This window comes from Bacillus sp. VA15 (assembly GCF_055721145.1).
Map to the genome: position 1 here is coordinate 621,328 of NZ_JBVQPQ010000001.1, position 26,465 is coordinate 647,792.

The 26,465-nt window shown below is 44.8% G+C and carries 29 protein-coding genes, 2 pseudogenes and 1 other annotated feature; of the genes and pseudogenes, 23 read left to right on the forward strand and 8 right to left on the reverse strand.

Translation table 11 applies throughout. From position 1 onward, the window contains the following. Positions 1–157 precede the first annotated feature (157 nt). Positions 158–1,792 carry a M20/M25/M40 family metallo-hydrolase gene (locus AC0DBE_RS03340; protein WP_072182173.1) on the forward strand — a complete coding sequence of 545 codons (1,635 nt, stop codon included), beginning with the start codon at positions 158–160 and terminating at the stop codon, positions 1,790–1,792. Between the two features lie 49 nt (positions 1,793–1,841). On the opposite strand, the gene proC is transcribed toward AC0DBE_RS03340, so the two are convergent. Then, positions 1,842–2,678 carry a pyrroline-5-carboxylate reductase gene (gene proC / locus AC0DBE_RS03345; RefSeq protein ID WP_472961072.1) on the reverse strand — a complete coding sequence of 279 codons (837 nt, stop codon included), beginning with the start codon at positions 2,676–2,678 and terminating at the stop codon, positions 1,842–1,844. A gap of 44 nt (positions 2,679–2,722) precedes the next feature. Further along, positions 2,723–2,926 (reverse strand) — a binding site (T-box leader). Positions 2,927–3,080: 154 nt separating this feature from the next. Here proC and AC0DBE_RS03350 point away from each other — a divergent pair. From AC0DBE_RS03350 to AC0DBE_RS03370, 5 genes and pseudogenes are all read left to right on the forward strand, one after another. Next, positions 3,081–4,043 carry an MBL fold metallo-hydrolase gene (locus AC0DBE_RS03350; RefSeq protein WP_072566519.1) on the forward strand — a complete coding sequence of 321 codons (963 nt, stop codon included), beginning with the start codon at positions 3,081–3,083 and terminating at the stop codon, positions 4,041–4,043. 5 nt (positions 4,044–4,048) lie between these two features. Further along, positions 4,049–4,828: an SDR family NAD(P)-dependent oxidoreductase gene (locus AC0DBE_RS03355; RefSeq protein WP_072566518.1), complete on the forward strand. Its 780-nt coding sequence runs from the start codon at positions 4,049–4,051 to the stop codon at positions 4,826–4,828. A gap of 78 nt (positions 4,829–4,906) precedes the next feature. After that, positions 4,907–6,263: pseudogene (gene dsdA, locus AC0DBE_RS03360) on the forward strand (D-serine ammonia-lyase). 60 nt (positions 6,264–6,323) lie between these two features. Further along, positions 6,324–7,283 (forward strand): type I pantothenate kinase, encoded by a 960-nt coding sequence (gene coaA / locus AC0DBE_RS03365; protein ID WP_014114300.1) that lies wholly within the window; start codon positions 6,324–6,326, stop codon positions 7,281–7,283. A gap of 4 nt (positions 7,284–7,287) precedes the next feature. Further along, positions 7,288–7,674 carry a VOC family protein gene (locus AC0DBE_RS03370; protein ID WP_072566516.1) on the forward strand — a complete coding sequence of 129 codons (387 nt, stop codon included), beginning with the start codon at positions 7,288–7,290 and terminating at the stop codon, positions 7,672–7,674. Here the strand turns inward: AC0DBE_RS03370 and AC0DBE_RS03375 are convergent. Together AC0DBE_RS03375 and AC0DBE_RS03380 are read right to left on the reverse strand one after the other, a co-directional pair. Further along, a complete protein-coding gene (locus AC0DBE_RS03375; RefSeq protein WP_165766225.1) occupies positions 7,671–7,829 on the reverse strand; it encodes a hypothetical protein in 159 nt (52 codons plus the stop codon). The two genes, AC0DBE_RS03370 and AC0DBE_RS03375, sit on opposite strands and share 4 nt — an antisense overlap. 51 nt (positions 7,830–7,880) lie before the next feature. After that, complete coding sequence (locus AC0DBE_RS03380; protein ID WP_472961076.1) at positions 7,881–9,113, reverse strand: MDR family MFS transporter; 1,233 nt, start codon at positions 9,111–9,113, stop codon at positions 7,881–7,883. Positions 9,114–9,329: 216 nt separating this feature from the next. Here AC0DBE_RS03380 and AC0DBE_RS03385 point away from each other — a divergent pair, with 216 nt between their 5' ends. Next, positions 9,330–9,455: a hypothetical protein gene (locus AC0DBE_RS03385; protein ID WP_332606570.1), complete on the forward strand. Its 126-nt coding sequence runs from the start codon at positions 9,330–9,332 to the stop codon at positions 9,453–9,455. A 188-nt stretch (positions 9,456–9,643) separates the two neighbouring features. On the opposite strand, the gene AC0DBE_RS03390 is transcribed toward AC0DBE_RS03385, so the two are convergent. Beyond that, complete coding sequence (locus tag AC0DBE_RS03390; RefSeq protein WP_061187593.1) at positions 9,644–9,850, reverse strand: YqzH family protein; 207 nt, start codon at positions 9,848–9,850, stop codon at positions 9,644–9,646. Between the two features lie 166 nt (positions 9,851–10,016). Here AC0DBE_RS03390 and AC0DBE_RS03395 point away from each other — a divergent pair, with 166 nt between their 5' ends. From AC0DBE_RS03395 to ftsW, 10 genes and pseudogenes are all read left to right on the forward strand, one after another. Further along, entirely contained in the window at positions 10,017–11,255 is a 1,239-nt protein-coding gene (locus AC0DBE_RS03395; protein WP_072566514.1) for a DNA polymerase IV, read from the forward strand. Further along, positions 11,252–11,590, forward strand: a complete 339-nt coding sequence (locus AC0DBE_RS03400; RefSeq protein ID WP_014114291.1) for a YolD-like family protein — start codon at positions 11,252–11,254, stop codon at positions 11,588–11,590. The genes AC0DBE_RS03395 and AC0DBE_RS03400 overlap by 4 nt, the downstream gene beginning before the upstream one ends. Before the next feature lie 190 nt (positions 11,591–11,780). Beyond that, positions 11,781–12,251, forward strand: coding sequence for a GNAT family N-acetyltransferase (locus tag AC0DBE_RS03405; RefSeq protein ID WP_072566513.1), 471 nt, complete (start codon positions 11,781–11,783; stop codon positions 12,249–12,251). A 9-nt stretch (positions 12,252–12,260) separates the two neighbouring features. Further along, a pseudogene (locus AC0DBE_RS03410) lies at positions 12,261–12,606 on the forward strand (antibiotic biosynthesis monooxygenase family protein). Beyond that, the gene (locus tag AC0DBE_RS03415; protein ID WP_472961080.1) at positions 12,599–13,630 is read left to right on the forward strand and encodes a GNAT family N-acetyltransferase; all 1,032 of its coding nucleotides are present in this window, start codon (positions 12,599–12,601) and stop codon (positions 13,628–13,630) included. Before AC0DBE_RS03410 ends, AC0DBE_RS03415 begins: the two are co-directional and overlap by 8 nt. Continuing rightward, a complete protein-coding gene (locus tag AC0DBE_RS03420; protein ID WP_003226552.1) occupies positions 13,627–13,950 on the forward strand; it encodes an iron-sulfur cluster biosynthesis family protein in 324 nt (107 codons plus the stop codon). Before AC0DBE_RS03415 ends, AC0DBE_RS03420 begins: the two co-directional genes overlap by 4 nt. Before the next feature lie 13 nt (positions 13,951–13,963). Then, positions 13,964–14,203: a YqkC family protein gene (locus AC0DBE_RS03425; protein ID WP_003226554.1), complete on the forward strand. Its 240-nt coding sequence runs from the start codon at positions 13,964–13,966 to the stop codon at positions 14,201–14,203. 467 nt (positions 14,204–14,670) lie between these two features. Beyond that, on the forward strand, positions 14,671–15,315 hold the full coding sequence (locus AC0DBE_RS03430; RefSeq protein WP_472961083.1) for a helix-turn-helix domain-containing protein: 645 nt from the start codon (positions 14,671–14,673) through the stop codon (positions 15,313–15,315). Positions 15,316–15,330: 15 nt separating this feature from the next. After that, entirely contained in the window at positions 15,331–16,488 is a 1,158-nt protein-coding gene (gene rodA / locus AC0DBE_RS03435; protein WP_326198297.1) for a rod shape-determining protein RodA, read from the forward strand. Next, positions 16,485–17,630, forward strand: coding sequence for a putative lipid II flippase FtsW (ftsW, locus tag AC0DBE_RS03440; protein ID WP_061187598.1), 1,146 nt, complete (start codon positions 16,485–16,487; stop codon positions 17,628–17,630). The genes rodA and ftsW overlap by 4 nt, the downstream gene beginning before the upstream one ends. 36 nt (positions 17,631–17,666) lie before the next feature. On the opposite strand, the gene AC0DBE_RS03445 is transcribed toward ftsW, so the two are convergent. Next, the gene (locus AC0DBE_RS03445) at positions 17,667–18,584 is read right to left on the reverse strand and encodes an alpha/beta hydrolase (protein ID WP_087986919.1); all 918 of its coding nucleotides are present in this window, start codon (positions 18,582–18,584) and stop codon (positions 17,667–17,669) included. A 163-nt stretch (positions 18,585–18,747) separates the two neighbouring features. Here AC0DBE_RS03445 and AC0DBE_RS03450 point away from each other — a divergent pair, with 163 nt between their 5' ends. After that, positions 18,748–18,972: a YqkE family protein gene (locus AC0DBE_RS03450; RefSeq protein ID WP_061187820.1), complete on the forward strand. Its 225-nt coding sequence runs from the start codon at positions 18,748–18,750 to the stop codon at positions 18,970–18,972. A gap of 31 nt (positions 18,973–19,003) precedes the next feature. On the opposite strand, the gene AC0DBE_RS03455 is transcribed toward AC0DBE_RS03450, so the two are convergent. Then, positions 19,004–19,924 (reverse strand): aldo/keto reductase, encoded by a 921-nt coding sequence (locus tag AC0DBE_RS03455; RefSeq protein ID WP_114150404.1) that lies wholly within the window; start codon positions 19,922–19,924, stop codon positions 19,004–19,006. 62 nt (positions 19,925–19,986) lie between these two features. Beyond that, a complete protein-coding gene (gene mciZ / locus AC0DBE_RS03460) occupies positions 19,987–20,109 on the reverse strand; it encodes a Z-ring formation inhibitor MciZ (RefSeq protein ID WP_014114281.1) in 123 nt (40 codons plus the stop codon). 73 nt (positions 20,110–20,182) lie between these two features. Here mciZ and nudF point away from each other — a divergent pair, with 73 nt between their 5' ends. Continuing rightward, on the forward strand, positions 20,183–20,740 hold the full coding sequence (gene nudF, locus AC0DBE_RS03465) for an ADP-ribose pyrophosphatase (protein WP_472961088.1): 558 nt from the start codon (positions 20,183–20,185) through the stop codon (positions 20,738–20,740). Beyond that, on the forward strand, positions 20,737–21,900 hold the full coding sequence (locus AC0DBE_RS03470; RefSeq protein WP_268455924.1) for a TIGR00375 family protein: 1,164 nt from the start codon (positions 20,737–20,739) through the stop codon (positions 21,898–21,900). Before nudF ends, AC0DBE_RS03470 begins: the two co-directional genes overlap by 4 nt. Positions 21,901–21,908: 8 nt before the next feature. Here the strand turns inward: AC0DBE_RS03470 and ansR are convergent, their stop codons facing one another. Next, positions 21,909–22,259 carry an HTH-type transcriptional regulator AnsR gene (ansR, locus tag AC0DBE_RS03475; protein WP_014114278.1) on the reverse strand — a complete coding sequence of 117 codons (351 nt, stop codon included), beginning with the start codon at positions 22,257–22,259 and terminating at the stop codon, positions 21,909–21,911. Positions 22,260–22,440: 181 nt separating this feature from the next. Between ansR and ansA the strand changes: the two genes are divergently transcribed. The 3 genes from ansA to mleN all read left to right on the forward strand — a co-directional run bounded on the left by ansA (position 22,441) and on the right by mleN (position 26,452). After that, positions 22,441–23,430, forward strand: a complete 990-nt coding sequence (gene ansA / locus AC0DBE_RS03480) for an asparaginase (protein WP_003223983.1) — start codon at positions 22,441–22,443, stop codon at positions 23,428–23,430. Positions 23,431–23,475: 45 nt separating this feature from the next. Continuing rightward, positions 23,476–24,903 (forward strand): aspartate ammonia-lyase, encoded by a 1,428-nt coding sequence (gene aspA / locus AC0DBE_RS03485; protein ID WP_014114276.1) that lies wholly within the window; start codon positions 23,476–23,478, stop codon positions 24,901–24,903. A gap of 142 nt (positions 24,904–25,045) precedes the next feature. Then, a complete protein-coding gene (gene mleN, locus AC0DBE_RS03490; protein WP_061187604.1) occupies positions 25,046–26,452 on the forward strand; it encodes a malate-H+/Na+-lactate antiporter MleN in 1,407 nt (468 codons plus the stop codon). The last annotated feature ends 13 nt before the right edge of the window (positions 26,453–26,465 follow it).

The window sequence follows — 26,465 nt, forward strand, 5'->3', positions numbered from 1 at the left end:
TAAGGTTTTTAGAGATTGATTATATCAAGTCATTTCTTTCCCGTCATATAAACTGCTCAAAAGATCCGTTTTTGTCAACCATTTCTGTATAATAGACAGAGAATCATTTTATTTTTCATTTTAGAAGCGTTTTTATACATAGGAGGGGCGGAGATCGATGAATTGGCAGACGAAGGACGAATTGCTGACCCTTTTAACTTCTCTTGTACAATACGAAAGCATCACCGGTTCGAAGGGAGAGGCAGCACTTGCAGAATATCTTTATTTTATTTTGAAGGACAAGCCTTATTTTCAAAAACATCCTGATGATGTAACACTTCATCCGATGGACGACGGCAGATCCTTTCTAACGGCTCTAGTCAAAAAGAAGAATGTCAAAAAGACAGTGCTTTTGCTGAGTCATTTTGATGTCGTGGACATAGAGGATTACGGAGAATTCAAACATATGGCTTGTAAGCCTGCCGAGCTTTTGAGTTCCTTTTTAGAGAAAAAAGAGCTGCTTCCGGAGCGTGTGCGAAAAGATGCTGAGAGCGGCGACTGGCTGTTCGGAAGAGGGACGATGGATATGAAAGCGGGGCTTGCTGTTCATCTGTCAATGCTGGAGCGGGCAATGAACGGCCAATTTGAGGGCAATCTGCTATTGATTACCGTTCCTGATGAGGAAGTGAATTCAAGAGGCATGATTGAAGCGGTCCCTGTACTGAAGGAAATGGAGAAAAAGCATGATATCACATTAACCGCTTGCCTGAATGCTGAACCGATGTTTGAAAAATTTCCCGGCGATCAGCAGCAATATTTTTATACAGGAAGCATTGGCAAGGTGCTTGCGGGATTTTTCTGTAAGGGGATTGAAACCCATGTCGGAGAGCCATTTTCAGGCATAAACGCAAATTTAATGGTATCTGAGATGAACCGCTTGCTTGAACTGAATGTGGATTATTGCGAAAAGGTTGATGGTGAAGTCACTCCGCCGCCGGTCAACTTAATGCAAAAGGACTTGAAAGAGGCGTATTCAGTTCAGACACCGCATACAGCTGTCACGTTATTTAATGTGCTGTCAATGAAACGGTCGGCCAGTGAGCTGCATCAGATGTTGCTTAAAACCGCAGAACAGGCGGCGGAGGAAATAACCGCGAACATTCGAAAGAAAACACAGGATTTTCAGCAATTTGAGTCTTTTCAGCCGATTGAACGCACCGTGACTGTTTTGACATTTGATGAGCTGGTCGCGCGTGCAAAAAAGCGTGTTGGAAACTCGGAAACCGAGCGGGTTCTTAATTATGCCTTTGCCAACAGAGGCGATCTTGGGGACAGGGATTTTTCGACGAAAATTGTTTCAGAGCTTGCTTCACTTTGTAAGGAAGATGCGCCGCTTATTGTTCTTTTTTACAGCCCGCCGTTTTATCCGGCGGTTTCTTCAAAGGACGATCAATTGATCAGGAATACAGCTGATCAGCTTATGCATTATGCGGCTGACAGGTACGGCATAGCTCTACGGGAGGTCCAGTATTTCCCCGGACTTTCAGACTTAAGCTATCTACAGCTGGAAAAGCAGGAGGTTGATGCGTACACAAGCAATATGCCGCTCTTTAACAGAGGATATTCACTGCCAAGCGGCAAAGATCAGGCTTTATATGTCCCGGTTTTCAATGTCGGTCCGGCTGGAAAAGACCCGCACAAATGGACGGAAAGACTGTATATGCCTTATTCCTTTGAAGTGCTTCCGGACTTGCTTTCATTTACGATCTCCGCGCTATTAAAACAATCAGAAACTGCCGGCCAGCTGTTTTAGGAAACACCAAAGACAGAAGGCACAGTACCTTCTGTCTTTTGGCTTATATCTATGAATGCTTCTCTAAGGCGGCACCGGCAAACTGCTCTTTGATCTCCGCACTGCGTTTAGTGGTTTCTTCAATACAGTGAATAATCGCTTCTTCAAAGCGGGAGTCCTGTAAAGCGCGAAGGCCTGCTTCAGTTGTGCCCCCTGGACTCGTAATTTCCTTGCGCAGCTGTACAGGCTGTTTGCCGCTTTGAAGGAGCATATCTGTTGCCCCTGCCATAGTCTGCAAAATGAGTGCTTTTGCCGTTTCCTTATCCAAACCTACTTTTTGCGCCGCTTTTTCCATTGCCTCGATATAACGGTACACGTAGGCCGGACCGCTGCCGGCGATCGCCGTGACAGCATCAAGATGCCGTTCCTCAACCAGTGTGGCATCACCGATTGTTTCCAATAAAGCTTTTGCGGCGGTGATATCATCCTGGCTTGCTTCCGCGCTTACAGAAAATCCGGTTGCTGATTTTCTAATGGCTGCTGAAGTATTAGGCATGACGCGAATGACCGCGAGCTTTCTGCCAAAATAGTGCTGAATGGTTTCGATGGTAAGGCCTGCAAGCACTGAAATCACAAGCTGATCCTTGATATACGAACGGATGCCGTCAATGCTTTCCGCCGCGTCCTTCGGTTTAAAAGCGAGGATGATGATATCGGTGTGAGTGAACAACTCATTTTTATCTCTGCATGGACGCACGCCGTACGTCTCCTTTAATTCAATCAGACGCTCGTCATTTGAGCGGTTTGTGATATAGATATGTTCTGGTTTTGTGATGCCGCTTTGCAAAATGCCGTTGATCATTGCTTCTGCCATGGACCCAGCGCCGACAAATCCTATCTTTTTCATTGGTATCCTCCTTCTATCAGAACAACAAAAAACCTTTTCATCACGTAAAGGACGAAAAGGTTCGCGGTACCACCCTCATTAGCACAAATTGTGCTCAGCTCAAATCCCATAACGCGGGAAACGTTTAGGTTTTCCTAACCGCTCTGAGGGCAGGTTCTACAAACAAGCGGGCCGCAATACCTTTCAGCCAGGGGGTATCGCTCTCTTTGACCATTGCCTTGTATACTAATCCTCGTCATAGCGTTCCAATGGTTCTCGTTTTAGTTTGTTGTTCATTATGCAATGGCGGACAAGCTAATGTCAATAGCTTTTTCAAAAAGGGCCATTCTCATTCAGCTATAATGACACAAGACCGAGAAAAAGCTAAAATATGAATAATGAATGAAGACAAGGAGCAAAAGGATGACAACTGCAGATGTTGTAATTGCGATCCGCGTCCCGACACCATTTGCTGTCGGTGATGTTATCGTTTATCTAGTAAAAGGTGATGCGCTGACACTTATCGATGTGGGGCCGAATACAAAAGAGGCTGCTGCAGCCCTTCAAGAGCAGCTTGCTGCTGTAAACGTGAAAATGTCAGATATTGAGCAGGTTGTACTGACTCACCATCATGCTGATCATGCCGGCTTGCTTGATGTTTTTTCTGATGGAATTGAAGTGATTGGGCATCCGTTCAACGAACCTTATATCAGCCGAAATCAAGCTTATATGGATTGGCAAAAACGTTTTTTTCAAAAGCTGCTGCCTGAATTAGGCGTTCCATTTGATGCTGGAAAGGCTGAAAAGCTGATTCGGTCAGCGTACGCATTTTCCTGTACGAGATCCCTGACAAAAACAGTCAGAGAAGGGATGAGGATTGATGGACTTGAGGGCTGGTCTGTTTTGGAGATGCCTGGACATGCTGAGTCGCATATCGTTCTTTTCCATGAAAAAAGCGGGAGAATGCTTGGCGGCGATCTTCTGCTGGCCAACAGCTCGTCTAATCCGATTATAGAAGCCCCGAAAGAGGGAGACATAAGGTCAAAGCCTTTAGTCGACTATCAGCGGTCTTTGCGAAGGCTGTCTGAACTTGAGCCAACAATCGTGTTTCCCGGCCACGGTGAAACGATTACCAGCGTACAGGCGCTGATTGAGAAGCGTTTTGACAAGCAGAGGAACAGGACGGAGGATGTGCGGCGCATGCTGGATGAAAAGCCGATGACCGCTTTTCAGGTCTGTCAGCAGCTTTTCCCTGCTGTGTATGAAAAGGAATTATTTTTAACGATGTCAGAAACGGCAGGGCATCTTGATGTGTTGGCTGCAGAAGAATCCATCACGTCATATTGGGAAGGGAAAACTGCATACTTTAGAACAATGAAGAGGTGAAATGGGTGAAACATATAGCGGGAAAGCGAATTTGGATAACCGGCGCTTCAGGAGGACTCGGTGAAAGAATCGCATATTTATGCGCAGCTGAAGGAGCCCATGTCCTGCTGTCGGCAAGACGTGAGGATCGTTTGATTGCAATAAAGAGGAAAATAACCGAGGAATGGAGCGGACAGTGTGAGATTTTTCCTCTGGATGTCGGCCGCCTAGAGGATATCGCCCGTGTACGCGATCAGATTGGCTCGGTTGATGTACTGATCAACAATGCGGGCTTCGGTATATTTGAAACGGTTTTAGACTCGACACTAGATGACATGAAAGCGATGTTTGATGTGAATGTCTTCGGCTTGATCGCCTGTACAAAAGCGGTGCTTCCGCAAATGCTTGAGCAAAAAAAGGGCCATATCATCAATATCGCTTCTCAAGCGGGGAAAATTGCAACACCGAAGTCGAGCCTTTATTCCGCGACAAAACATGCCGTGCTCGGCTACTCAAATGCTTTACGGATGGAGCTGGCGGGAACCGGCATTCATGTGACAACAGTCAATCCGGGACCGATTCAGACGGACTTTTTTTCCATTGCTGATAAAGGCGGGGACTATGTCAAAAATGTCGGCCGCTGGATGCTTGATCCTGATGATGTGGCAGCTCAAATTACAGCCGCTATTTTCACGAACAAACGGGAGATCAATCTTCCGCGTTTAATGAATGCCGGCACGAAGCTGTATCAGCTGTTTCCGGCTCTCGTTGAAAAGCTGGCAGGACGCGTGCTTATGAAAAAATAACGATGGAACTGCCTGTGGTGAGAAGCTTGTTGGCATGATCACAGGCAGTTTTTTGTAGAGGAAGGGAGAAATCATTGAATGTCAATCAATCAAGAAGCCCTTCATGTTCTGCTCAAAGATCCGTTTATTCAGAAACTGATTGATGCAGAGCCTGTATTCTGGGCAAATCCGGGCAAGAAAGAGGGTTCGTTATTCCCTGCAGATGAGTGGGAAAGCGAGATAGCGGAGGCAGAAAAAAGGCTGCGGCGGTTTGCTCCTTACATTGCCGAGGTGTTTCCTGAGACGAAAGATGCCAAAGGAATGATCGAGTCTCCGCTTTTTGAAATGCAGCATATGAAGGAAAAGCTGGAAGCGCAATATCAGCAGCCATTTCCGGGAAGGTGGCTTTTAAAGTGCGACCATGAGCTTCCGATTTCAGGATCGATTAAAGCGCGGGGCGGGATTTATGAAGTATTAAAGCATGCTGAAAAGCTGGCGCTTCAAGAAGGAATGCTACAGGAATCCGATGATTACAGCATGTTACAGGAAGACCGATTTGCCGCGTTTTTCTCCCGCTATTCGATTGCTGTCGGTTCGACAGGAAATCTTGGATTAAGCATCGGCATCATCGGTGCAGCACTCGGATTTCGCGTGACAGTGCATATGTCCGCCGATGCTAAGCAGTGGAAAAAGGATCTCCTTCGCCAAAAGGGTGTCACTGTCATGGAGTATGAATCAGATTACAGTGAAGCGGTGAAAGAAGGGAGACGGCAGGCGGAACAAGATCCATTCTGTTATTTCATTGATGATGAACACTCCCGTCAGCTGTTTCTAGGATATGCTGTTGCCGCCAGCCGTTTAAAAACGCAGCTCGACTGTATGGAAATACAGCCAGGACCTGAAACGCCGCTGTTTGTGTACCTGCCGTGCGGTGTCGGCGGAGGGCCGGGCGGTGTGGCATTTGGGCTGAAGCTTTTATATGGAGACCATGTTCATGTGTTTTTCGGCGAACCGACTCATTCACCATGTATGCTGTTAGGGCTTTATTCCGGACTCCATGAGCAGATTTCTGTCCAGGATATCGGCCTGGATAATCGGACGGCTGCTGACGGGCTTGCCGTAGGGAGGCCGTCAGGGTTTGTCGGTAAGCTGATTGAACCGCTGCTGAGCGGCTGTTATACCGTAGAGGACGATACGCTTTATGCCTTGCTTCATATGCTGGCTGTCTCTGAAAGTAAATATTTAGAGCCCTCTGCTCTTGCCGGCATGTTTGGACCGATTCGGCTCTTTTCGACTGAAGAAGGAAGACGCTATAGTCAGAAACATAAGATGGAACATGCTGTACATGTCGTCTGGGGAACGGGAGGAAGCATGGTTCCAAAAGAAGAAATGGCTGCGTATAACCGAATTGGTGCAGATTTGCTGAAAACGAAATGAAAAAATAAGCAGACAGTGAAAGGGTTTTCCGTTACAATCTTTGTAAGGGTTTTAACCTTCAGAGAGTCAGGTGTAAACAGTGAAAAATAAAGAGCTTAATTTACATACTTTATATACAAAACACAATCGTGAGTCTTGGTCTGGCTTTGGGGGACATTTGTCGATTGCTGTTTCTGAAGAAGAGGCAAAAGCCGTGGAAGGGCTGAATGATTATCTATCTGTTGAAGAAGTGGAAACGATTTATATTCCGCTTGTTCGCCTGCTTCATTTGCATGTTAAGTCTGCAGCCGAACGCAATAAGCATGTCAATGTTTTTTTAAAGCACCCTCATTCAGCCAAAATTCCGTTTATTATCGGCATCGCCGGCAGTGTGGCAGTCGGAAAAAGCACGACAGCGCGGATATTGCAGAAGCTGCTTTCGCGTTTGCCGGATCGCCCTAAAGTGAGCCTTATCACGACAGATGGTTTTTTATTTCCTACAGCCGAGCTGAAAAAGAAAAATATGATGTCACGAAAAGGGTTTCCTGAAAGCTATGACGTAAAGGCGCTGCTCGAATTTTTGAATGACTTAAAATCAGGAAAAGACAGCGTAAAGGCCCCGGTGTATTCCCATCTCACCTATGACCGCGAGGAAGGTGTGTTCGAGGTTGTAGAACAGGCCGATATTGTGATTATTGAAGGCATTAATGTTCTTCAGTCGCCCACCCTGGAGGATGACCGGAAAAATCCGCGTATTTTTGTTTCCGATTTCTTTGATTTTTCGATTTATGTGGATGCGGACGAAAGCCGGATTTTCACTTGGTATTTAGAGCGTTTTCGTCTGCTTCGGGAAACAGCTTTTCAAAATCCCGATTCTTATTTTCATAAATTTAAAGACTTGTCTGATCAGGAGGCTGACGAAATGGCAGCATCGATTTGGGAGAGTGTCAACCGGCCGAATTTATATGAAAATATTTTGCCGACTAAATTCAGGTCAGATCTCATTTTGCGTAAGGGAGACGGGCATAAGGTTGAAGAAGTGCTGGTAAGGCGGGTATAATATCGTGCATCATATTGAACTGTATGTTTCTGATTTGGAAGCGTCTCGACGATTTTGGGGATGGTTCCTAAAAGAACTTGGCTATAAAGAGTATCAAAAATGGAGCTCAGGCATCAGTTGGAAGAAAGATTGTTTTTACCTTGTGATTGTGCCGGCGAAAGAGCAGTTTCTAGAGCCGGAATACCACAGATGCCGTGTTGGGCTGAACCATCTCGCATTTCATGCTGAATCCAAGCTTCAAGTCGACCTGATGACCGAAAAATTGATGGCAAAAGGTTATCGTGTGTTGTACCGAGATCGGCATCCTTTTGCCGGAGGAGACGGGCATTATGCAGTCTATTGTGAGGATCCGGACCGGATTAAGGTAGAGCTCGTTGCTCCAAGCGGTTAATCGTGATCTTCGGATAGGCTGTTAAGCTTTTTCTCAATGCGGTCCAGCTGCGCTTTTCGGTTCTTCGCATACTTGAAGCTTGTAACAGCTGCAAAGATGACAGCGGCAAACATAATAAATACGAAAAGCTGAAACATCATATCGCCTATATTCATGTTCATCACCTCATTGTTGCGGGAGAGATTGATTCTCTCCCGTTTTTTTATTTAAAGCGGCTTTTCCAGCCTGGTTTGGTGTTTTGTGATGTCCATTTTCATCTGCCGATAGGCGAACGCTAAAAATGGCAGGCCGAGCAGGGTGATGCCGCTCAGAACAGAAAAAATAAAAATCGGCCGGCCAGCGCCAAATAGGTCTATACATATACCCCCGATCCAGGGGCCGATGACGTTTCCGAGCTGTGAAAAACCGATTGCCCCGAAATAAGTGCCTTTTAATCCTGGTTTTGCAATCTGGTCTACAAACAAATCCATCATAGAGAATAAAAGCACTTCGCCGATTGTAAATGTGACCACAATCATCACAAGTGACGAAACACCGTGTGATATGGTGAAAATGGCCATGCTGATACTAACCATCACATTACCGAGCATCAGGGAGCAAAGCTGCGAAAAACGTTTTGCAAAATGGACGATGGGAAATTGCGTCGCCAACACAACGATTGCGTTTAATGTCAGCATCAACCCATACAGCTTCGTTCCATTGCTGATCAAGGGGTTCTGCGCCATATACTGCGGGAATGTGGAACTGAATTGTGAGTAGCCGAAGGTGCATAGCGTAATGCCGACCAAAGCAATTGTAAAAAGATGATCCTTTTGCGTCACCATAAACGCTTCCCGCACGCTCATATTTCGGGGTTGGTCTGATGCTGACGATGATGGATGTTTTTTAAATTGGATGGCAAGCACGAGTCCGTATAGTCCGTAAATGACTGCAGGCACCAAAAAGGGTGCGGTCGTTTGCGATGAGCCGAAATACAGGCCGAGCACCGGTCCGAAGACAACGCCGATATTAATAGCTGCATAGCGTAAATTAAAAATAAGCAGTCTCGTTTTTTCTTCTGTCATATCAGACAGCAAGGCCTTTGAAGCGGGCTCGAACAGTGATTTGCAAAGTCCGTTTAATGCGTTTACTACAAAAAATACCCAGAGATGAGATGCCGCCGCAAATCCTGCAAATACCAGCATCCAGCCGAAAATGGACACGAGCATCATGTTTTTTCTGCCGAATTTGTCTGAGATATATCCGCCGTAAAAGCTTGCAAGGATGCCGACTGATGAGCTTGCGGCGATGACCAGCCCTGCATAGGAAGCAGATGCGCCTTGGACGGCTGTTAAATAAATCGCTAAAAAAGGAATGCTCATCGATGTTGCCATTCTGCCGAAAATGGTTCCGATGATAATTGTCCAGCTGATGGGGTGGATATCTTTCCATTTCTTCATGAATCGTATTCTCTCCTGTATGTAAGAATCTTTTTCTATCATATATGAAAAAATTTCCTTCTCCAATGGGGGATTCAAAATATTTCGTCATTGACATTTACTGCAAAACATGTCTGATTGTAGGATTGCAATATACCATGTGTGGAGGATACCCGGGGCTGACGGAGTTTACATCGTTGAAATTGAGGTTAAAGCATTCGGAAGGAAAATGACGATATGTCCGGCGCTTATGTCTGTGGTGAAAGCACAATATTAATTGATGCTGGAATGCCGGGCGTTTTAAAGCGATTCGGCAGAACATGGAAGCAAACGGAAGTCCGTTTGAAACATTACAGGCAGTGATTTAACCCATCAGGATGTGGATCAAGTTTCGGAAATGCTCAGTGATGCCAGACATGAGGTCAAAATTTACACTGAAAGCCGACATTAGCCGCAGAACAGCAGAAGGGGCCGTGTCTCTTCTGAATGATGACACGCTTGAGAATAGACAGTTTTGAGGGGCTGTACGTTTCTTTTTTTATGGCCTGCGTTTAAGAGAACAGCCCTTGGTTTGTGACATAGTCATAAATGATATCTTCTATATGCGCATGCAGATCCTCATCGGGTTCTTCATCCCGTCTCTCTTCTAAGGCTGCTTTCAGGCTTTGTTTTTCATATGGGCTTAACGGATCTATGGCAACATTTCTGCCGTATTGACGCAGTGCCTGTCCCATCATTTTTTCGACAAATTTCTCCATCATGACTCTCCTATCTTTGTGCTTCGCTTTTATTCTACTAAATGTTTTTCTTCTCTCAAACCCTTGGATCATATTTTCTGTCAGACAAGAATGATTTACCAGTATAAAACGAACATACTTTCGCATATAATAGAAAAACGAACATAAGTTCTTTTTAGAGGTGTGTATGATGAAAGAAAAAGTGATTTTTCTCGTTGACATGCAATCGTTTTATGCATCTGTAGAGAAAGCGGAAAATCCACATTTGAAAAATAGGCCCGTCATTGTTTCGGGTGACCCTGAAAAAAGGGGCGGAGTCGTATTGGCTGCCTGCCCGCTGGCGAAACAAAAGGGTGTGGCGAATGCTTCACGGCTGTGGGAGGCGCAGGAAAAGTGCCCTGAAGCTGTTGTGCTCCGGCCCCGTATGCAGCGGTATATTGATGTATCACTGCAAATTACGGCCATTTTAGAGGAGTATACAGACCTTGTAGAGCCGTATTCCATCGATGAACAGTTCATGGACATTACAGGCAGCCAGAAGCTGTTTGGGACGCCGGAAGAGATCGCAAACAGCATTCAGGGTAGAATCATGCGGGAGATCGGCATTTATGCGCGGGTCGGAATCGGTCCTAATAAAGCGCTAGCCAAAATCGCGTGCGACAATTTTGCCAAAAAGAATAAGAACGGTATTTTTACCTTAACGAAAGAAAATATGAAAACCGAAATGTGGCCGCTTCCGGTGGGCAGCATGTTTGGCGTTGGGAGCCGCATGAAGCATCATTTAAACCGGATGGGCATCAGCACGATCGGCGGGCTTGCGGCTTTTCCGCTTGATCTTTTAAAAAAGAAATGGGGCATTAACGGCCACGTGCTGTGGATGACGGCGAACGGGATCGACTATTCTCCTGTGTCAACTTCATCTCTGGACGGACAAAAGGCGATTGGCCATGGAATGACTCTCCCGAAAGACTACGAACACTTTGACAAAGAAATCAAAGTCGTGCTGCTGGAACTGAGTGAAGAGGTGTGCAGGCGAAGCCGAAACGCTGGGGTAATGGGGCAGACGGTGTCAGTGAGCTGCCGGGGTGCTGATTTTGATTGGCCAACGGGCTTCAACCGGCAAGTGAAGCTGGCGGAGCCGACGAATTCTACCCAGGATGTATATGAGGCTGTATGCCGGCTGTTTCTTACGTTTTGGGACGGGAAGCCTGTCCGCCGCCTCGGGGTCAATCTGTCTCAGCTCTCATCTGATGACATATGGCAGCTCAATTTATTTCAGGATTATGCAAAGAAAATGAGCCTTGGCTATGTGATGGACGGCATTAAAAACCGGTTCGGCGACACAGCCATCATCAGGGCGGCGTCACTGACAGCGGCAGGCCAGGCATTTGAACGTGCGGCTAAAATAGGAGGGCACTATAAATGAATGACCATTTAAAAAGAGGCAACCTGCTGTGGGAAGGGAGCAGGATGTTTCTGCCGGAACATAAACAAAGCCTGCTTGAGAGAAAGCGCCATAAACAGAAGCTGCAAAAGCCGATCCTTGATCCTGATAAGCTGGAGGAAATGAATCAAACGCTTTGCACCGCGATGGAGTTTGCTCAGAATGTCACTGTCAGCTGCTTTCAGGACGGTGAAATTGTCCGCTGCACCGGGAAAATCTGCCGTTATGAAGAGTTTGAAAAAACAGTATGGATAAAAGGAGACGAGGATCAGCTTTATAAGCTGAAACTTAATCAGGTGCTTGATATTGTGCTGTAACGTTTCTCCCTCCTGCATTGGGGGGAGAAATATGTGTAAAAATACCAAACATTGTTCCCTCGGCAATCTGGAAACGTATGATACAGGAAAGAAGGCATTTACAATTCCAGTCAGGCAAAATATAATTTTTATATTGTGAGAAAAAAAGAGCTGACATTCGTTTTGCCAGACGGAGGGAGATCAAATCGTAATGGATATTCGAACAATCACGTCTTCAGATTATGAAATGGTAACGTCTGTAATGAATGAATGGTGGGGCGGCAGACAGCTGAAAGAAAAATTGCCGAGACTATTTTTTGAGCATTTTCAGGACACAAGCTTTATTACATCTGAAGATAACAGCATGACCGGATTTTTAATCGGGTTTCAATCGCAATCGGATCCTGAAACGGCATACATCCATTTTTCCGGTGTGCATCCGGATTTCAGAAAAATGCAAATTGGAAAACAATTATACGATATCTTTATTGAAACGGTAAAACAAAGAGGCTGCACCCGGGTAAAATGCGTCACTTCACCTGTGAATAAGGTATCAATCGCGTATCACACAAAATTGGGATTTGACATTGAAAAGGGCACCAAAACGGTAAATGGCATCTCAGTGTTTGCAAACTACGATGGCCCGGGCCAAGATAAGGTACTGTTTGTCAAAAACATATGAGGAGGAAATATGATGGATTTTTTATCAAAAACACCTGAGCCACCTTACTATGCAGTCATTTTTTCATCTGTCAAAAGCGAAAATGACATAGGATATGGAGAAACAGCGGAGCGGATGGTATCGCTTGCGGCGGATCAGCCGGGATTTTTAGGCGTCGAAAGTGTTCGTGAAGCGGATGGAAGGGGCATAACTGTTTCCTACTGGGACAGTATCGACGCCATTAACCACTGGAAGCATCACAATGAACATCAAGCGGCAAAAGAAAAAGGAAAAAGCGTTTGGTACGAGTTGTATGCAGTCCGCATCGCAAAAGTCGAGAGGCAGCGGCTGTTTTCAGGAGAAGAGAAATGATTGAATTTCTTGAGCATAAGGGAGACATCACAGCGCGTGAGATTATTGCCGTGCAGCAGCCCGCGTACATAAAAGAAGCGGAGCTTATCGGTTTTGACGGTATTCCTGCCTTACAAGAGAAGCCGAAGGATATTCAAGCATCTCATGAACAGTTTGCGGGATATCGGAAAGACGGCAAACTGATCGGTGTCATTTCATATGAGATAAACATGCATCATCTCACCATTTGCAGGCTTGTGGTGCATCCCGACGGTTTTAGAAAAGGGATTGGACGAGCACTTCTGCACTTTGTCATCGATCAAAACGAAGACGCTGAGAAAATCGAAGTAGTCACAGCTGAGAAAAATACACCGGCCGTATCGCTCTATACACAGGCGGGATTTCAAAAGGCAGAAACCGTCAAAGCCGCGGAGGGTCTATTGCTGTCTGTCTTTCATTTGTATCCGGAACGAAAAGTTGAAGTCGTTCTCTACAATGAAAAATGGACGGAATGTTTCGATGAAGAAAAAGAACGGCTGAAGCTTGTGTTCGGACCGGAGATCATTGCTGTTCATCATATCGGAAGCACATCAATCCCGAACATGGCAGCAAAGCCAATCATTGATATATTAATTGAAGTCAGAAGCATTGAAGCGGTGAGCCAATATGATACACAAATGAAGGCTATCGGCTATACACCGAGAGGAGAAAACGGCATAGCTGGCAGACGTTATTTCCAAAAGGGCGGAAATAAACGCACTCATCATGTCCATATGTACGAAAAGGGAAACCCTGCTATTGAAAGGCACCTGTTATTCAGAGATTATCTCAGAGCTCATCCAGAAATAGCGGAAGAATATGCCGTTCTCAAAAAACAGCTGGCTGCCCAGCATCCGGACTGCATCAATCTATACATACAGGGGAAAGATGATTGGATCAAGACTGCAGAAGAAAATGCAAAGCGATGGAAAGAAGGCAGAAACAATGCGAATGGAAGCGTTGTATGCTACAATTGCGAAAATGATGAAAACGGGGGTCTCACCTTATGAACATACATGTGACAGATGCAGCAAAACAGGCACTGCAGCAGGCGTTTGACGCCAACCCGGGAAAAAAAGCCCAGCTTCGTTACGATGCAGAAGGATGCGGCTGTGCGGTAAGCGGTGTACCGACAATCTGGCTGGCTGAAGAATTAACGGGACAGTGCGAGCAGCTGGAAACGAATGGCATCCCGCTGTATATCCAATCATCGCAAAAAGTGTTTTTTGACGATCAAATGACGATCGATTACAATGAAAAAGCCAAAACACTGGCGCTGAAAAGTCCAGCTGAAATGCTCAGCCCCAGAATGAGCATATTAGTAAAGTAGGGAGACACGAAACGTGGAACAAAAGCTGAAGGCAATGAAGAACACAGCACAAAATAAAACGTGGGTATCCTTCCTAAATCAAAACCATCCCTATACTTTGCTCCACTGGTCAATTGGAGGAGCAGAATCCGTCAAAAAAGATGTTTGGCTATTGCAGGATGAAATGACATTCGAAACGCAGGAGTTTACAACGATAGATCTTGCGATTGAATGGATCAGAGAAAATATGGATGGCATTACCGACGTTTTGTGAAATAAAAAAGCGAAGAGCCCGAAGAGGCCTTTCGCTTTTTTATTATGGACAGAAAACCCCGGGCTAGGTCTAAGGTTCCGAGTAGCTTCCAGCGTGGTGCTAGCGATGTTTGCTTAGCCAACCAAAATATCTGCCGTAGGAGTTGTGAAAGAAAAGTTATCGAGATTATCGAAGTAACAGCGTGCAAAGCCACATCCATATGTTCATGGGCACTCTGCCAAAAGAAGAAAAATCATTGGAGTGTCGTAAAAAACTAAGAGGGTTTTGACGTTATAGAGGAAGGAGTGAGAGTTATGGCTCACTCTTTTTTTGTTTAATTGTCAACAACTTCATAGTGGGAAACACTAGGTGTTACGGGCTGTTATGGTTATTCGTTGACATTATGACAACACTTCTATATCATTATACCGTCTTAGTCTTTAGGCTGATAGATTGATAAGTTTTTAGTGTGAAAGGAGAACAGGATTGTGGAGGAACAAAAGAAAAATCAGCTAGGAGCGCTGCTGAAAGAGCATTTACGAAAAAGGTCTTTATCATTAAGGGAATTGAGCGAACGCACACAAATTGATAAAGCGACCATTTCGAGAATCATCAATGGCAAAAGAAAAGCAAACCTGAACCATTTACAAAGGTTTTCAGACAGTCTTGGCGTTTCTTTTGATGAGCTGATGACGGCTGCAGGCTATACAATGGAGAAGAAGCAGGACAACGACCGTCCGGATATTCACTCATCAATTGACGAAATTGAAGACGTTTTGCAAACCTCAAATGTCTATGACCGGTCTTTTACGATGGAAGAGCTGAAAAGCAAATTGATTGAGTACCAGCAATATTCTCAGACAGAGGAAGGGAAGCGTACGATTCAGGACGAGTTTGAACATAAAGTCGAGAAAGTCAGCGGCATCGGTCCTTTCCTGACCCGTTTGCAAGACATGTATTTCAGATTTACTACGGGTTGCGGGACGCCGCGTGAAATGCTGCTGATAGGCGGTGCTTTGCTGTATTTCATTGCTCCTGTTGATGTTATACCGGATTATATTTTTCCGATTGGCTATATCGATGACGCCGCAGCGATTCAACTCGTCTTCAACCAATTGTCACCTAAATCGTAATGGAGCATGTTAAAGATGAAACAAAAACAAACCAACATTGACATCAGTCTTCTGCTCATTTTATTTAGTCTGTTTTGTATCAGTTTACTGGCTGTTTACAGCGGATCGGGGCAGTATGAAACACAGGACCCTTTTTATTTTGCCAAACGGCAGGTCATTTGGTATCTTGTCGGGTTTGGCATAATGGCAGGAACAGCTTATATCGATTACGAGCTGCTCGAACGATTGGCGCTCAGGTTATTTGTAGGAACTGTTTTTCTCCTCATTCTCGTTCATTTTTTTGGAACGTATAAAAATGGTTCACAAAGGTGGATAAGCTTCGGGGTGTTAGAAATCCAGCCTACAGAATTTATGAAGATTATTTTGATTCTTCTGTTGGCTTCGGTACTCAATCAATATCAGCATAAAAGGTTCTCCTTCACAGAGAGCATCATTCCGACGGGTAAAATCATGGTGTACACAATGATTCCGTTTTTCTTCATATTGATTCAGCCTGATTTAGGCTCTGCATTGGTGATTTTGTCGATTGCATTCACGTTAATGCTGGTCTCGGGGATTTCGGGCAGAATGATCATGTCCCTGTCACTTGGATTCATAGCATTAATCGCCTTTTTGACGTTTTTGCACAATTATTACTTTGAGATGTTTTCAAAGATCATTAAACCTCATCAGCTTGATAGGATATATGGCTGGCTCAGCCCTCATGAACATGCATCTACATATGGATACCAGCTGACGCAGTCGTTATTGGCGATAGGATCGGGTCAGCTGACAGGAAGCGGCTTTACCCATGGAGTCCAAGTTCAAGGAGGGAAAATTCCGGAGGCTCATACCGATTTTATATTCGCTGTGATTGGTGAAGAGTTCGGTTTTTTGGGTGCCGTAACATTAATCTGTCTGTATTTTCTGATGATCTACAGAATTATTAGGATTGCAATGCGATCCAACAGTCTGTTCGGTGTTTATATATCTGCGGGGGTTGCAGGTTTAATTATATTCCAAGTGTTTCAAAATATTGGGATGACAATCGGATTAATGCCGGTGACAGGGCTCGCTCTTCCGTTTATCAGCTATGGCGGCAGTGCGCTGTTGACCAATATGATTGCTTTAGGTCTCGTTTTCAGTGTGAATATCAGATCTAAGCATTATATGTTCGGCAGGGGGTGGGATTGAAGATGCTTAAGGTGATTCTTTCCCATCTAAAAAAGCTTGATTATGTTTTGATCGCATCGGTTCTGTTTTTATCTTCGCTTGGTTTGCTGATGGTTTACAGCGCCGGCTACCCCCTCGGATATATAAAGTACGGTAATGGCAGCTATTTTTTTGTGAAGCAGCTGCAATGGCTGCTCATCGGTTTGACCTTTTTTTCGGCTGCCGTCTTTTTCCCTTACAAAGCTTACGGCAAACTCATCCGGTTTTTAGTGAAGCTTTCTTTTTTGATGCTGATTCTCGTTTTGTTGCCGGGGATTGGGGTGGAGAAAAACAATTCTCAAAGGTGGATTCATTTCGGTTCGCTCATCATTCAGCCGTCTGAGGCCGTGAAGCTTGTGATGGTTATTTATTTTGCTTACGTGTATGCAAAAAAGCAGAGATACATTGCCAATTTCGGAAAGGGCGTCATGCCCCCGCTGCTCATTTTGGCGGCCGTGTTCTTTCTAATCTTAAAACAGCCGGACTTGGGCACCGCCGTTTCGATCCTATTAAGCTGCGGAGCTGTTCTGCTGTGCGCCGGCATCAGAAAACGGCATTTATTGCTTCTCGGGACAATGGCCGGGGCCGGCATCGCATATTTTGCTATGACGGCGCCGTACCGGTTAAGAAGGCTGACATCGTTCAGGGATCCTTTTCAGGATGAAAACGGAGACGGCTACCAGTTAATCAATTCCTACCTTGCCATCGATTCGGGCGGGTTCTGGGGAAATGGATTGGGGAACAGCGTTCAAAAGCTGGGATTTCTTCCTGAAGCCCATACGGACTTTATTATGGCGGTCATTACCGAGGAACTCGGCGGGGCCGGGCTCTTGATGATCATCGGGGCTTACCTGTTAATGATGTTCAGAGGCGTGCGGATCGCTGTGCAAATCAATGATCCGTTTGGAAAGCTGCTGGCGATCGGCCTTACCTTCCAGATCATGATTCAAGCGTTATTTAACCTTGGCGCTGTTTTAGGCCTTCTCCCCATTACCGGAATTCCTCTTCCGTTTGTCAGTTATGGCGGTTCTTCGTTAATGTTCATGCTGATTTCAGCCGGGATACTGGTCAACATCTCATCACACGTTAAGCGAAGTAAAAAAAGTGAGGCCTATCTTTTATAGAAGGCCTCATTTTTTGTTAAAAAAACTAGGTAGGGCCTAAGACTTGGGCATTTTTATTTTGTCTAAAAATTCCTGCACCGTTTTTCGGTATGTGTCCCGGTTTTTCGTATACGACATGGCGTGTTCACCGTTATCGGCAATATACAGTGCCTTCGGTCCGGGTTTCTTTTCATAAAGCCGCTCGGTTGAAGAAACGGGAATATAGTCATCATCCTTACTGTGAATAAAGAGGACCGGTTTTTTGATTTTTTCAATGACAGCAAGCGGAGATACTTCGCGTGCGCGATAGCCGCCCCTCAGCTTCAAAAAGAAGTCGGCGATGGGGAGCAGCGGCCAAGACGGGAGCCTGTATTCTGCTTTCAGCCGATAGGCAAGCTGTTCATCAAAACGTGCGAAGGGGCAATCGGCAATATAAAAATCAGCGCCATCATCATGGTGTTCACCAGCGTAAAGCAGGGCAGTCGCAGCTCCCATTGATTCACCGTGAACTCCAATCAATCCGCGATGGCCTGTTTTATTCTTGGCCCAGCTGACAACCTCGCTGAGATCATCCTTTTCATAAAACCCGTAGCTAGTCGTCTTTCCGCCGCTTTGTCCGTGTCGGCGATGGTCATAAACAATCACATTCCAGCCGAGATCAAGAAATAAATGCATATATTTAAGAGAATTCAGCACATTCATCGTCACCCCGTGGCAGATAATAATGGTGTTTGGTGTGTCATGTGGTGCGACATGGTAGCCTTTTATATCATACCCGTAAGCGGATGGTATCACAAAAGCGGTTTTCTTCATTCGTTCAAAGGATTCAAACACATCATGTCCGTCGTCTGTCTCTCTTTTGATAATGTCTTCATCTGTCTTTTTCTTGATAAAGAGAATGATATTTGAAAAAACAATTCCGATTGCGATAACAGCGGTTAAGAGAGCGCCAATGGCCAAAAGGATTTTCTTCAAAAGTCACAGCACCTTTCAACTAAATACAGGAAATTTATACTTGGAATCATTATACCTAAACAGTGCTGTGCTGATCAAAAAAGTTTTCAGAAGAGAGTCCGCTTGTTCGGTCTATATGCTCCGTGATAAACTGGCCTCAAAACAAAACATGGGGGAAGCGTACATGAAAAAACAAAAATCCACTGACAAACATCAGTTAAAAGACGACCTTCAATCCGACATCAAAGCAAAGCTTATGGAGATGAAGAGCCAATTGAAGGAAGAGGATGAAAAGAGGCAAGAAAGAGAAAAAGCAGAACAGATCAGAAAGAAAAAAGAGATAGAAAAAAACAAAAGCTTTGAAGAGCTCCTTAATGAAAGCCAAATAGATTGGCATCAATATAAATAAACCAGCACCCATACAGGTGCTGGTTTTTCTGTTATGAGCGATGTGCTTCGTAAACGTCTTGTTTCGTATGAGATTGGAGCGCTTTGATTTCTTCTTCGCTTAAACGCCGTGCGTTTGCAGCCTGAACGTTTTCCCGTAACTGCTCAATCTTACTGGCGCCTGTAATGACTGAGGTGACAGCCGGTTGTGCTAACAGATATTGCAGCGACTTTTCTGTCAAAGACAGATCGGGCGCGACATTCTCGATCGCTTTGCGGGCATTTGTCAATTCCTCAAACGAATAGGATAAGTACCCGTTTTGTTTGATGCTGTCCGCCACTTGTTTAAGCGGTTTTTCAGTTAAGAGCCCTTTGGCAACCGGACCTCTGGCGACTACGCTGATTTGATGTTCCTCTAAAAACGGAAGCCATTCCTCGGGGCGTCTGTCAAACAGGCTGAACTGCATCATAATACTGACGATGTTTGATTTTTTCACATATTCTTTTATCACATTTGGGCGGATGGAAGAAATACCGTAGTAACGGATCACACCTTCTTGTTTTAATTCCTCAAACGCTTCGATCGTTTCATCAATGTTGTCCTCTATCGTGCCGCCGTGAAGCTGATAAAGGTCGATATAATCCGTTTTCAGCCGTGCAAGACTCTTTTTTACGGCTTCTTTTATGTAAGCTTTTGAAGGGTCCCAATACCAGCCTTCGCTTTCGTCATTCCAGCGGTTTCCCGCTTTCGTTGCCAAAATAATATCTTGGCGTCTGTTTTGGATCGCATCACCGACGATTTCTTCGTTGCGTCCGCGGTCATACAAATCCGCTGTGTCCAAATAGTTGATGCCAAGCTCGATCGCTTCATCCAGGATGGACAAGGCTTTGTTTTTTTCAGTTCCAAGAGACATACAGCCGAGCCCGACTTCGCTTATTTCTAAATCAGATGTACCCAGTTTGCGCTTTTTCATGTGCACACTCCTTTTTTAGGCTTTGTATTGACCGTAATATAAAGGAGCTAAAGTTTCAACTTTTACGGCTTAGAGACCCAATCCTTCACATATTGGAATGTGCGTCCGTACTCCTTTAACTTCGCCCGAATCTCCCATGCTTTTCCGACTAAGACAACACCTTTTGGCATGCGGTGCACTTTCACGAGGAAGCCCCCTTTTTTCTAGTATGATAAAATGTATGGGGCATCATATAGAGACAGAACGGGAGATGAAGAAATGAAATCATTAGAAGAAAAAACAATTGCCAAAGAACAGATCTTTTCAGGTAAAGTCATTGATCTTTATGTAGAGGACGTTGAGCTGCCAAACGGGATAACGAGTAAACGTGAAATTGTAAAACACCCTGGAGCTGCAGCCATATTAGCTGTCACAGATGAAGGGAAAATCATCATGGTGAAACAATTCCGCAAGCCGCTTGAGCGGACGATCGTTGAAATTCCTGCCGGAAAGCTTGAAAAAGGGGAGGAGCCGGAGTACACGGCACTTCGGGAGCTTGAAGAGGAAACGGGGTATACAGCGAAAAAACTGACAAAAATCACTGCGTTTTATACATCGCCCGGCTTTGCTGATGAAATAGTTCACGTGTTTCTTGCTGAAGAGCTTTCTGTACTCGAAGAAAAACGGGAGCTTGATGAGGACGAGTTTGTTGAAGTGATGGAGGTGACGCTTGAAGATGCGCTGAAGCTGGTTGAGTCGCGTGAAGTATATGATGCTAAAACAGCCTATGCGATTCAGTATCTTCAGCTGAAAGAAGCGCTCCAAGCACAAAAATGAAGAAGATTTACGCGGATTTGCACATTCATATCGGCCGGACCTTTACAGGAAGGGCTGTCAAAATAACAGGCGCCAAAACGCTAACGCTAGACCGAATTTTGGTTGAAGCCAGTGAACATAAAGGAATTGAACTTCTTGGTATTATCGACTGTCATTCTCCGGAAGTCATCCTAGAGCTTGAGGAAGGCATTTCATCTGGAAGATATCACGAGCTTGACGGCGGGGGGATTCGTTATCGCAGCACGACTCTTTTATTAGGAAGCGAACTGGAGATTTATGATGAAGCCTGCAGCGGGCCGATCCATGTGCTCGTCTTTATGCCGACGCTGGCTGATATGAAGCTGTTTTCAAACTGGCTGTCAGCGCGGCTGAAAAATATTCACTTAAGCTCACAACGGATTTATGAAACGGGCTTGAAGCTGCAAAAAAAAGTGAAGGAAATGGGCGGGCTGTTTATCCCCGCCCATATCTTTACACCGCATAAAAGCTTATATGGAAAAGGGGTTAAATCAAGTTTAACCGAGGTTTTTGATCCCACTATGATAGATGCGGTGGAGCTCGGATTAAGCTGTGATACAGACATGGCTTCACACGTATCTGAGTTGAATCAGTATACTTTTTTAACAAATTCTGATGCACATTCGTTAGCCAAAATCGGCAGAGAATATAATGAACTATATGTACAGTCAGCTGATTTTACTGAATTTGCTCTTGCATTAAGGGGGCAGGGTGAAAGGACAATTACCGCAAATTACGGCTTGGACCCGCTATTGGGGAAATATTATCAGACGGCTTGCGAAGCGTGCGGGGAACCTGCTGTGAGCGGAGAAACGGCGTGCGCGAATTGCGGAAATGCCAGATTTACTAAGGGAGTCAGCGAAAGATTGCGTGAATTGAGTGATCAGACTGAAGTTCGCGTCTCGCGTCCGCGATATGTTCATCAGATCCCGCTGCAATTTGTTCCGGGTGTCGGTCCGAAAACGCTGGACAAACTAAAAAAAGCCTTCGGAACAGAAATGGCTGTTCTTCATGAGGCTGCAGAAGAAGAGTTGGCTCGCGTTGTCCCGCCGAAAACCGCGGCTCTTATTGTAAAAGCGAGATCCGGAAAGCTGGAGTTGAAAGCCGGAGGAGGAGGAACCTACGGGAAAGTTAAACGGTGAGTTAAAGATTAACTAAGTTCCTCCTGCACTTTTCTTTTTGTCCGGATAAAGGTGATCAGCTGGATGATTTCGTCTTCACTCAGCGGCTTGCCATCAACAGAAATGTTAAAGTCAAGGCTGCTCCACGTGGTCAATTCAATGGTCTGAGGAGCAGTCTGCTTTTGTTTCTCGCGGCCCAAAAGTTCATCGCAGGTTGTGTCAAAGAGGTCAGCCAGCATGGCAAGTGCCTCAAGCGAAGGCCGGCGGTAGCCTGACTCGTAGCCGGCATATGTGCTTTTTGCGATACCCAGAAGGTCAGCTGTATATTGAAGCGACCAATTTTTCTTTTTTCTCAATTCAGTTAAACGATCTAGATTCATGAACTTCCGCTCCTTTTTCACCTTGAGCTGATTATATCATATAGGTATTAGGAAGTGTACGCGAATTGAATAATAATGTCTTGCGTATTTTATTTTCCGTGTCTATAATTGCATTAAAAGTATGCGAAAAGCGAATGCCTTCTCGCAACCCATCTTTAGATACAGTGAAGAGGTGCATGGTATGAAAAAATTATTGATGTTGACAACTGGGGGAACGATTGCTTCAGTTGAAGGGGAAAATGGGCTGGCTCCCGGAGTCAAGGCTGATGAATTATTAAGTTACGTATCAAAACTTGATAACGATTACACGATGGAAACTCAGTCACTTATGAATATAGACAGCACCAATATGCAGCCTGAATACTGGGTGGAAATAGCGGAAGCCGTTAAGGAAAATTATGATGCCTATGACGGATTTGTTATTACACACGGTACAGATACAATGGCCTATACATCTGCCGCACTCTCATATATGCTGCAGCATGCCAAAAAGCCGATTGTCATCACCGGCTCGCAGATTCCGATCACATTCCAAAAAACTGATGCCAAAAAAAATATTACAGACGCGATTCGCTTTGCCTGTGAAGGCGTGGGCGGCGTTTATGTTGTGTTTGACGGCAGAGTCATCCAAGGAACGCGTGCGATCAAATTAAGAACGAAAAGCTACGACGCATTTGAAAGCATCAATTACCCATATATCGCTTTTATCAATGAAGACGGGATCGAATACAACAAACAAGTAACGGAACCTGAGAACGACACCTTCACAGTTGATACTTCACTATGCACTGATGTATGTCTGCTGAAGCTGCATCCAGGCTTAAAGCCTGAAATGTTTGATGCCCTGAAAAGCATGTACAGAGGAATTGTCATTGAGAGTTATGGCAGCGGGGGCGTGCCATTTGAAGGCAGAGACATTTTGTCAAAAGTGAATGAACTGATCGAAAGCGGCATTGTCGTCGTGATCACAACTCAATGTCTGGAAGAAGGCGAAGACATGAGCATTTACGAGGTCGGCCGCAGAGTCAATCAAGACTTAATTATCCGATCCAGAAATATGAACACAGAAGCAATCGTGCCAAAATTGATGTGGGCACTCGGCCAGTCTTCGGATCTTCCAGTCGTCAAGAGAATTATGGAAACACCGATTGCTGATGACGTTGTCCTGTAAAATCACAGAAACTATGACCAACAAAGAGAAAGTGGGTTAAAGATTATGTTAAACGGCCAAAAAGAATACCGCGTGGAAAAAGACTTCCTTGGAGAAAAACAAATTGAAGCTGATGTTTATTACGGAATCCAGACGCTCCGTGCTTCTGAAAACTTTCCGATTACGGGATACAAGATCCATGAAGAAATGATTAACGCGCTGGCGATTGTAAAAAAAGCTGCGGCTCTTGCCAACATGGACGTGAAACGGCTGTATGAAGGAATTGGCCAAGCTATCGTACAAGCAGCTGACGAGATTCTGGAAGGCAAATGGCACGATCAGTTTATCGTCGATCCGATTCAGGGCGGTGCCGGAACTTCTATGAACATGAATGCGAATGAGGTTATCGGAAACCGGGCGCTTGAAATCATGGGACATAAAAAGGGAGACTATATCCATTTAAGCCCAAACACACATGTGAATATGTCACAGTCTACAAACGATGTATTCCCGACCGCTATTCATATTTCTACATTGAAGCTGTTGGAAAAACTGCTGAAAACAATGGAAGATATGCATAGTGTGTTCAAACAAAAAGCACAGGAATTTGATTCTGTTATTAAAATGGGCCGGACACACCTTCAAGACGCTGTTCCGATTCGTCTTGGCCAGGAATTCGAAGCGTACAGCCGTGTTCTGGAGCGTGATATCAAACGGATCAAGCAATCACGCCAGCACCTGTATGAAGTCAACATGGGCGCAACTGCTGTAGGTACAGGCCTGAACGCCGATCCTGAATATATCAAACAGGTTGTAAAGCACCTTGCTGATATCAGCGGTCTTCCCCTTGTCGGAGCTGATCATCTCGTTGATGCGACACAAAATACAGATGCCTATACAGAGGTATCGGCTTCATTAAAGGTCTGCATGATGAACATGTCTAAGATCGCAAACGACCTTCGCTTGATGGCATCAGGCCCGCGCGCCGGACTTGCGGAAATTTCTCTGCCAGCACGTCAGCCGGGATCATCCATTATGCCGGGGAAAGTCAATCCGGTTATGGCCGAGCTAATCAACCAAATTGCATTCCAGGTCATTGGAAACGATAATACAATCTGCCTTGCTTCAGAAGCCGGCCAGCTTGAATTGAACGTTATGGAGCCAGTGCTTGTCTTTAACTTGCTTCAATCCATCAGCATCATGAACAACGGCTTCCGTTCGTTCACTGACTATTGCTTAAAAGGCATCGAAGCCAATGAAAAACGCTTGAAACAATACGTGGAAAAAAGCGCAGGAGTGATCACTGCAGTCAATCCGCACCTTGGGTATGAAGCGGCAGCCCGGATTGCCCGGGAAGCAATAATGACAGGCCAATCAGTCCGTGATCTATGCCTGCAGCATGATGTGCTGACAGAAGAAGAGTTAGATCTTATTCTAAACCCATATGAGATGACAAAACCAGGTATTGCAGGGAAAGAACTATTAGAAAAATAAAATTTAAACAAAATACAGCTTATTCATCTCCGTATAGCCCGGATGAATAAGCTGTTTACAACATAGGGATGAGGAAGTATAGTATACGTGTTGCACTATTTATTGAAAGCGTTTTAGCTTTTTACATGAAGGGGGACTTCTTTTGAAGGATGTAAGACTGCCAACACTATTCGAAATTATTATTGTCCTAGGATCATTTTTAGCACTTGTCATGTCGTTTACAGTCTTTTTAGACTTGCCGATACAGCTCGCGCTCTTCATTTCCTGGTTTATCGCAATGATTCTCGGAATCAGACTCGGTTATTCTTATAAAGATATGCAAAATGCCATCCTGAATGGAATATCAAACGGTCTTGAAGCCGTTCTGATTCTTGTTTCAGTAGGAGCACTTATTGGAACATGGATCGCCGGAGGGATTGTACCGACTCTGATTTACTATGGTTTAGAATTTATTCACCCTAGCATCTTTTTACTTGCAACGTTAATTATTTGTTCAATTATGTCTGTAGCAACAGGAACGTCATGGGGAACAGTCGGAACTGCCGGCATTGCCATGATTGCAATTGGAGAGGGATTAGGCCTTCCGCTTCCTCTTGTAGCTGGAGCTATTCTATCAGGCGCTTATTTCGGGGACAAGCTGTCTCCTCTGTCTGACAGCACAGTTCTGGCTTCTTCGCTATCAAAAGTGGATGTCTTAGATCATGTCAGAGCAATGCTTTTTTTATCTGTGCCAGCATATGTGATTACAGCAATTTTATTTACAATTACCGGCTTTATGTACGGCGGGAAAAATATTGACCTTGATAAAGTTGAATTCTTGAAATCATCTCTGCAAAATACGTTTGACATTCATATTTGGATGCTGATCCCAGCTGTTGTCGTGATTATCTTATTGGCGATGAAAAAGCCGTCAATGCCGGTTATCGTAATTGGCGCTTTGCTTGGCGCTGTCTGGGCTGTTGTTTTCCAAGGCATGAATCCAGCGGATGCGATTGCAACTGCCTACAACGGATTCTCGATTAAAACAGATGTTGAATTCTTGAACGGCCTGTTAAATCGCGGAGGCATCGTTGGAATGCTCGGTTCCCTTGTCGTCATTATCTTTGGTCTCGGATTTGGCGGACTGCTTGAAAAGCTTGGCGTCTTAAAAGTGATCGTCTCTATGTTTGAAAAGAAATTAACATCACCGGGCAACGTCACTTTATCTACGCTGATTGTAGCGTTTTTAGCGAACATTTTCGGCTGTGCGATGTATGTTTCTCTTATTTTGACACCGAAGATTATGGAAAACAGCTATGATCGATTAAATCTCGACAGAAGAGTGCTATCCCGTAATTCAGAGGTCGGAGGAACATTAACTTCAGGTATGGTTCCTTGGTCTGATAACGGTATTTACATGGCGGGGATACTAGGAGTTTCTACCTTCTCTTATCTGCCGTTTATGTGGCTCAGTTTTGTTGCAATAGGTCTTGCTATTATCTATGGTTATACAGGAAAATTTATATGGTATACGAAAAACAATACAGTTAAAGCCGAAAAACTAGGCTAATAGGGGAGGATCA